This is a genomic window from Enterobacter sp. PGRG2, from assembly GCF_030291195.1.
In the GTDB taxonomy this organism is placed as follows: domain Bacteria; phylum Pseudomonadota; class Gammaproteobacteria; order Enterobacterales; family Enterobacteriaceae; genus Enterobacter_D.
The window spans coordinates 1,724,025-1,730,719 of the sequence record NZ_CP127837.1; the positions used below are offsets into that span (position 1 = coordinate 1,724,025).

Here is a 6,695-nt window from a genome sequence, read left to right on the forward strand (position 1 = left end):
GAGCGGCAATGAAGGACAGGGAACTGACTCAACGCAAAAACGATCATCTGGATATCGTGCTGGATCCGGCGCGGGCGCTGAAAAAGCGCGGCACCGGTTTTGCCGACTGGCGTTTTGAACACTGCGCGATGCCGGAGCTGGATCTGGACGCCATCGATTTAAGCACCACGCTGTTCGGCAGGACGCTGCGCGCGCCGCTGCTGATAAGTTCGATGACCGGCGGCGCCAGCCGCGCCAGGGAAATTAACCGCCATCTGGCGGAAGCGGCGCAGGCGTTAGGGCTGGCGATGGGCGTCGGCTCCCAGCGTGTGGCGCTGGAAAGCGAAGACAGCTGGGGGCTGACCCGCGAACTGCGCCGTGCCGCGCCGGATATTCCGCTGCTGGCGAACCTGGGCGCGGCGCAGATTGCCGCGCACCATGGCATCGACTACGCCCGCCGCGCGGTGGATATGATCGAAGCGGACGCGCTGATTATTCATCTCAACCCCTTACAGGAAGCTTTGCAGGGCGGCGGTGACCGCGACTGGCGCGGCGTGCTGGCGGCGATCGCCCGCACGGTGAAGGCCCTGCCGGTGCCGGTGGTGGTGAAAGAGGTCGGCGCGGGGATTTCGGTGCCGGTGGCCCGCCAGCTGGCTGACGCGGGGGTGGCGATGCTGGACGTCGCCGGTTCCGGCGGCACCAGCTGGGCAGCGGTGGAGGGCGAACGCGCCGCGACGCCGCACGACCGCGCCGTGGCGATGGCCTTCGCCGACTGGGGCATCCCCACCGCTCGCGCATTGCGCGATCTGCATCAGGCGCTACCGCAGATGCCGCTTATCGCCTCCGGCGGCGTCAGCGACGGCATTGACGTGGCGCGCGCCATCGCGCTGGGCGCGACCCTCGCAGGCCAGGCCGCAGGGGTGCTCGGCTGCGCCACTGCCTCCGGCGACGCGGTGATCGCCCATTTTCAGATCATCATCGATCAGCTGCGGGTCGCCTGTTTCTGTACCGGCAGCGCCAGCCTGAGCGCGCTGCGGCAGGCCAGACTGGTGCGCGTCGGGGATGAGGAATGAGCCATTACGCGGTTATCGCGCCACCGCTCTACAGCCATGTGCGCGCGCTGGAAGCGCTGGCGCAGGCGTTAATCGCCCGCGGCCATCGCGTCACCTTTATGCAGCAGGCGGAAGCGCGCACGCTGCTTGACGACGCGCGCATCGGTTTTTATCCCCTTGGCGAACGCAGCCATCCCCCCGGCAGCCTGGCGCGCACCCTGGCGTTAACGGCGCACCCGTCAGGACCGGGTATTTTTCGGCTGATTGAAGACATGGCGAAAACCAGCGACATGCTCTGCCGTGAGCTGCCCGCCGCGCTGCAACAGGCGGGTATCGACGGGCTGATCGTCGATCAGATGGAGGCGGCGGGCGGGCTGGTCGCCGAAGCTCTGGGCCTGCCGTTCGTCTCGGTCGCCTGCGCCTTGCCGGTAAACCGCGAGCCGCATCTGCCGCTGCCGGTGATGCCCTTTAACTACGCCACCGGTCCACGCAGCCAGAAACTCTATGCCACCAGCGAGCGCATCTATGACTGGCTGATGCGCCGCCACAGCGAGGTGATCGCTCGCCATGCGCGCGCCTTCGGCCTCGGCGAGCGGCAATCGCTTCATGACTGTCTGTCGCCGCTGGCGCAGATCAGCCAGACGCTGCCTGCTTTTGATTTTCCCCGTCGCCAGTTGCCCGCGCACTTTCACGCCGTTGGGCCGCTGCGCCACAGTCACACCGCGCCGGAGGCGGTACAGACTTCCGCGCAGCCGCTGGTGTTCGCCTCGCTGGGCACCCTTCAGGGGCACCGCTACAGGCTGTTCCGCACTATCGCCCGCGCCTGCCGCCAGCTGAACGTCCGGCTGCTTATCGCCCACTGCGGCGGCCTGGACGAGGCACAGGAAGCGCGACTGCGGCGCTACGGCGCGGAGGTGACTGATTTTGCCGACCAGCCTGCCGTGCTGCGCCAGGCGCAGGCGGTGATCACCCACGGCGGACTCAATACGGTGATGGACGCGATAGAGAGCGCCACGCCGATGCTGACTATTCCGCTGGCGTTCGACCAGCCGGGCGTCGCCGCGCGCGTGGTTTACAGCGGCATTGGCCGCCGCGCTTCACGCTTCACCACCGCAGGCGCGCTGGCGAAAAACCTGAACGCGTTGCTCAGCGACGCCCGCTACCGCCAGCAGCTACGCCTGATGCAGACGCAGCTTGCCGGTGCTGGCGGCGCGACCAGCGCGGCGGAAATAGTGGAGCAGGCGCTCAACAGCCGCCACCCGATCCTGGCGGCCTGCGCATGACGCAGTACGATCTGATCCTTGTCGGCGGCGGGCTGGCCAACGGGCTGATCGCCTGGCGGCTGCGCCAGCGTCAGCCGCAGCTGAAGGTGCTGCTGCTGGAGGCCGGTGCAGAGCCGGGCGGCAATCATACCTGGTCATTTCATCACGAGGATCTCACCCCGACGCAGTACGCCTGGATAGCACCGCTGGTGGCGCACCGCTGGCCCGGCTATGACGTGCGCTTTCCGGCGCTGACCAGGCGGTTCGACGGCGGCTATCTGAGCATCACCTCTGAGCGCTTCGCACTTGAGATGGCGCAGGCGCTGGGGGATAGCCTGCGAAGGCAGACGCCGGTCAGCGCGCTGACGCCCCGGACGGTGACGCTGGCGGACGGCACGGTGCTCCATGCAGGCGCGGTGATCGACGGGCGCGGCTATCAGCCGGGCGAACATCTGACCATTGGCGCACAGGCGTTTCTCGGGCAGGAGTGGCGGCTCAGCCAGCCGCACGGGCTGACGCGCCCGCTGCTGATGGACGCCACCGTGGATCAGTCGGCGGGCTACCGCTTTGTCTATACGCTGCCGCTTTCCGCCGACAGCCTGCTGATTGAAGATACCCATTACATCGATCGCGCCACGCTTGGCGACGATCAGGCGCGCCAGCATATCGCCGGTTACGCGGCGGCGCAGGGCTGGGCGCTGGAGACGCTGGAGCGGGAAGAGCAGGGCAACCTGCCGATCACCCTGGCGGGAGACTGTCGCGCGTTCTGGCGGCAGAAGGCGGGCCAGCCCTGTAGCGGCCTGCGCGCCGGGCTGTTCCACTCCACCACCGGCTACTCCCTGCCGCAGGCGGCGGCGCTGGCGGATCTGATCGCTGCCCAGCGCGACCTGTCGTCCGGCGCGATCTTCGCCCTGACGCGGGACTACGCGCAGCAGCAGTGGCGTCGCCAGCGTTTCTTCCGCGTGCTCAATCGTATGCTGTTTCTTGCCGGACGACCTGACCGACGCTGGCAGGTGATGCAGCGTTTTTACCGACTTAACCCAGGGCTTATCGCCCGCTTTTACGCCGGTCAGCTTACCCTGGCCGACAAAGCGCGGATCCTGACGGGCAAACCACCGGTACCGGTGGGCGAAGCCCTGCAGGCCGTACTCAAACACACTCCCCGGCTGCGAGCGTTCAGTGATGAATAAAACAGTAGTAATAGGCGCTGGTTTCGGCGGCCTGGCCTTAGCGATCCGTCTGCAGGCGGCAGGCATTCCCACGCTGCTGCTGGAGCAGCGCGACAAGCCCGGCGGCCGCGCCTATGTTTATCAGGATCAGGGTTTTGCTTTTGACGCAGGCCCTACGGTGATCACCGATCCCACCGCCATTGAAGAGCTGTTCACGCTGGCGGGCAAGCGCATGGCCGACTATGTCGATCTGCTGCCGGTGACGCCGTTTTATCGCCTCTGCTGGGAGTCGGGACAGGTCTTTGACTATGACAACGATCAGGCGCGGCTGGAAGAACAGATCCGCCGCTTCAACCCCCGCGACGTGGAAGGCTATCGCCGCTTTCTGGCGTACTCGCAGGCGGTATTTAAAGAGGGCTATCTGAAGCTCGGTACTGTGCCCTTTCTGTCGTTCCGCGATATGGTGCGCGCCGGTCCGCAGCTGGCGCGTTTGCAGGCGTGGCGCAGCGTTTACAGCATGGTGTCATCGTTTATCGAGGATGAGCGCCTGCGCGAGGCGTTCTCCTTCCATTCGCTGCTGGTGGGCGGCAACCCGTTCGCCACCTCGTCCATCTACACGCTGATCCATGCGCTGGAGCGCGAGTGGGGCGTGTGGTTCGCCCGCGGCGGCACCGGCGCGCTGGTGCAGGGGCTGGTGCGGCTGTTTGAGGATCTCGGCGGCACGCTGGAGCTGAACGCCGAAGTCACCCGGCTGGAGGCCCGCGGCAACGAGATCGGCGCGGTGCAGCTGGCAGACGGGCGGCGCATCGAAGTGGCGGCGGTCGCCTCCAACGCCGACGTGGTGCACACCTACGAAAAACTGCTTGGCCATCATCCGGTGGGCGCGTCCCGCGCCGCGTCGCTGAAGCGCAAGCGCATGAGCAACTCGCTGTTCGTGCTCTATTTCGGGCTTAATCATCATCACAGCCAGCTGGCGCACCACACCGTCTGCTTCGGGCCGCGCTATAAGGCGCTGATTGACGATATTTTTAATCGCGACACCCTGTCGGAAGATTTCTCGCTCTACCTGCATGCGCCCTGCGTCACCGATCCTTCGCTGGCACCGCCCGGCTGCGGCAGCTACTACGTGCTGGCGCCGGTGCCGCACCTCGGCACTGCCGATCTCGACTGGGATGTCGAAGGGCCGCGCCTGCGTGACCGCATCTTCGCCTATCTGGAGGAGCACTACATGCCCGGCCTGCGCGACCAGCTGGTGACGCAGCGCATGTTCACGCCCTTTGATTTCCGCGACCAGCTCGGCGCGCATCATGGCTCGGCTTTCTCCGTCGAACCCATTCTGCGCCAGAGCGCCTGGTTCCGCCCGCACAACCGCGACAGCCGCATTCCTAACCTTTATCTGGTGGGCGCGGGTACCCATCCGGGCGCAGGCATTCCCGGCGTGATCGGCTCGGCAAAAGCCACCGCAGGGCTGATGCTGGAGGCGCTGGCACGATGAACAGCACGCTGATGGAACACGCCACCGATACCATGGCGGCTGGATCGAAAAGCTTCAATACCGCTGCAAAGCTGTTTGACGCGCCGACCCGCCGCAGCGCCCTGATGCTCTACGCCTGGTGCCGCTATTGCGACGATGTGATCGACGGCCAGGTGCTGGGCTTTCGGGATGCCTCCGCCGTTAACGGCAGCGCCACACAGCGGCTGGCGATGCTGAGAACCGAGACGGAGCGCGCCTACGCGGGCGCACCGATGCAGGAGCCTGCCTTCGCCGCCTTTCAGGAGGTGGCGACGCGCCACGCCATTCCGCCGCAGCTGGCGTTCGATCATCTGGAAGGCTTCGCCATGGACGTGCGTGATACGCACTATGAGACGTTCGGGGATACGCTGCGCTACTGCTATCACGTGGCGGGCGTGGTGGGGCTGATGATGGCGCGGGTAATGGGTGTGCGCAACGAGGCGGTGCTGGATCGCGCCTGCGATCTGGGGCTGGCCTTTCAGTTGACCAACATTGCGCGGGATATTGTCGAGGATGCTGAAGCCGGGCGTTGCTACTTACCGGCGCAGTGGCTGGCGGAGGAGGGCATCGACCACGAACAGCTTGCCGATCCCGCTAACCGCGAGAAGCTGGCGCGGCTGGCGGCGCGACTGGTGGACGCCGCAGAACCTTACTACGCCTCGGCACGCGCGGGACTCGCCGGTTTGCCGCTGCGTTCCGCCTGGGCGATCGCCACGGCGCACGGGGTGTACCGGGAGATTGGCGTGAAGGTGAAAGCTGCCGGCCCCCGCGCCTGGGATCGGCGGCAGGGCACCAGCAAGGGTGAGAAACTCGCGCTGCTGCTCAAAGGTGCCGCGCAGGCGGTCAGCTCTCGCGCCGCGTCGACGTCGCCGCGTTCTTCTGCGCTGTGGCAGCGTCCCCGGCATGACGATCGCGCGGTGTAGCCTTCTCGCCCTGCGGCGGTCTGCCGTTACGGCTGCGCAGGATCGCCTGGAGCTTTGAGACCGGCGGCGCATAGAGAAAACCGAAGGAGACGCAGTCCTCTTTGCCGCGCACCGCATGATGCAGGCGATGCGCCATATAGAGTCGTTTCAGATAGCCGCGGCGCGGGATATAGCGAAATGGCCAGCGCTGATGCACCAGCCCGTCATGCACCATAAAATAAATGGCGCCGTAGAGCGTCATGCCCGCGCCTATCCACTGGAGCGGCCAGACGCCGGACGTGCCAACGGCGATCAGCGCTATCGCCAGCACGGCGAACACCACGGCATAGAGATCGTTGACTTCAAACCAGCCGGTGCGCGGTTCATGGTGTGAAAGATGCCAGCCCCATCCCCATCCATGCATGATGTATTTATGCGCCAGCGTCGCCACGATCTCCATTGCGGCGACGGTCGCCAGCACAATCAGGGTGTTCCACAGCACGAGCATCGTGACTCCTTGTTTTGAGATGATGCAGAGTATAGCAACGGAGTCGCCMCGCTGCCGGACAGATGGGAGACGGGCAGGGCTAAGGCGAAATTTTCGGCACTTAGCGCACGCTACGGACAATTGAGGTTGCGAAGGTGGCCGGTAAGGGTATAATCCTCAACGTTTTCCGCATACCTTTCCGTGCCGGAGTGGCGAAATCGGTAGACGCAGTTGATTCAAAATCAACCGTAGAAATACGTGCCGGTTCGAGTCCGGCCTTCGGCACCATCGGAATGCTAATTAAGTCGCCTGAGGGCGGCTTTTTTTGTGC

The 6,695-nt window shown here is 65.5% G+C and carries 6 protein-coding genes and 1 tRNA gene; 6 read left to right on the forward strand and 1 reads right to left on the reverse strand.

Features of this window, described 5'->3' with window-relative positions:
* The first annotated feature begins 8 nt into the window (after nt 1–8).
* Genes fni through crtB form a run of 5 tightly spaced genes read left to right on the forward strand, consistent with a single transcriptional unit; the run spans nt 9 to nt 5,898 of the window.
* The gene (fni, locus tag QRD42_RS07505) at nt 9–1,052 is read left to right on the forward strand and encodes a type 2 isopentenyl-diphosphate Delta-isomerase (protein WP_321988533.1); all 1,044 of its coding nucleotides are present in this window, start codon (nt 9–11) and stop codon (nt 1,050–1,052) included.
* On the forward strand, nt 1,049–2,314 hold the full coding sequence (locus tag QRD42_RS07510; RefSeq protein ID WP_321988534.1) for a glycosyltransferase: 1,266 nt from the start codon (nt 1,049–1,051) through the stop codon (nt 2,312–2,314). The genes fni and QRD42_RS07510 overlap by 4 nt, the downstream gene beginning before the upstream one ends.
* Nucleotides 2,311–3,483 carry a lycopene beta-cyclase CrtY gene (crtY, locus tag QRD42_RS07515; RefSeq protein ID WP_321988535.1) on the forward strand — a complete coding sequence of 391 codons (1,173 nt, stop codon included), beginning with the start codon at nt 2,311–2,313 and terminating at the stop codon, nt 3,481–3,483. The genes QRD42_RS07510 and crtY overlap by 4 nt, the downstream gene beginning before the upstream one ends.
* Nucleotides 3,476–4,957: a phytoene desaturase gene (locus tag QRD42_RS07520; RefSeq protein ID WP_321988536.1), complete on the forward strand. Its 1,482-nt coding sequence runs from the start codon at nt 3,476–3,478 to the stop codon at nt 4,955–4,957. Before crtY ends, QRD42_RS07520 begins: the two co-directional genes overlap by 8 nt.
* Nucleotides 4,954–5,898 carry a 15-cis-phytoene synthase CrtB gene (gene crtB / locus QRD42_RS07525; protein WP_321988537.1) on the forward strand — a complete coding sequence of 315 codons (945 nt, stop codon included), beginning with the start codon at nt 4,954–4,956 and terminating at the stop codon, nt 5,896–5,898. The genes QRD42_RS07520 and crtB overlap by 4 nt, the downstream gene beginning before the upstream one ends.
* Here crtB and QRD42_RS07530 read toward each other — a convergent pair.
* On the reverse strand, nt 5,819–6,385 hold the full coding sequence (locus QRD42_RS07530) for a sterol desaturase family protein (RefSeq protein ID WP_318374203.1): 567 nt from the start codon (nt 6,383–6,385) through the stop codon (nt 5,819–5,821). The genes crtB and QRD42_RS07530 overlap by 80 nt on opposite strands.
* 182 nt (nt 6,386–6,567) lie before the next feature.
* On the opposite strand from QRD42_RS07530, the gene QRD42_RS07535 reads away from it, so the two are divergent.
* Nucleotides 6,568–6,652 (forward strand) — tRNA-Leu (locus QRD42_RS07535).
* Nucleotides 6,653–6,695: the final 43 nt, after the last annotated feature.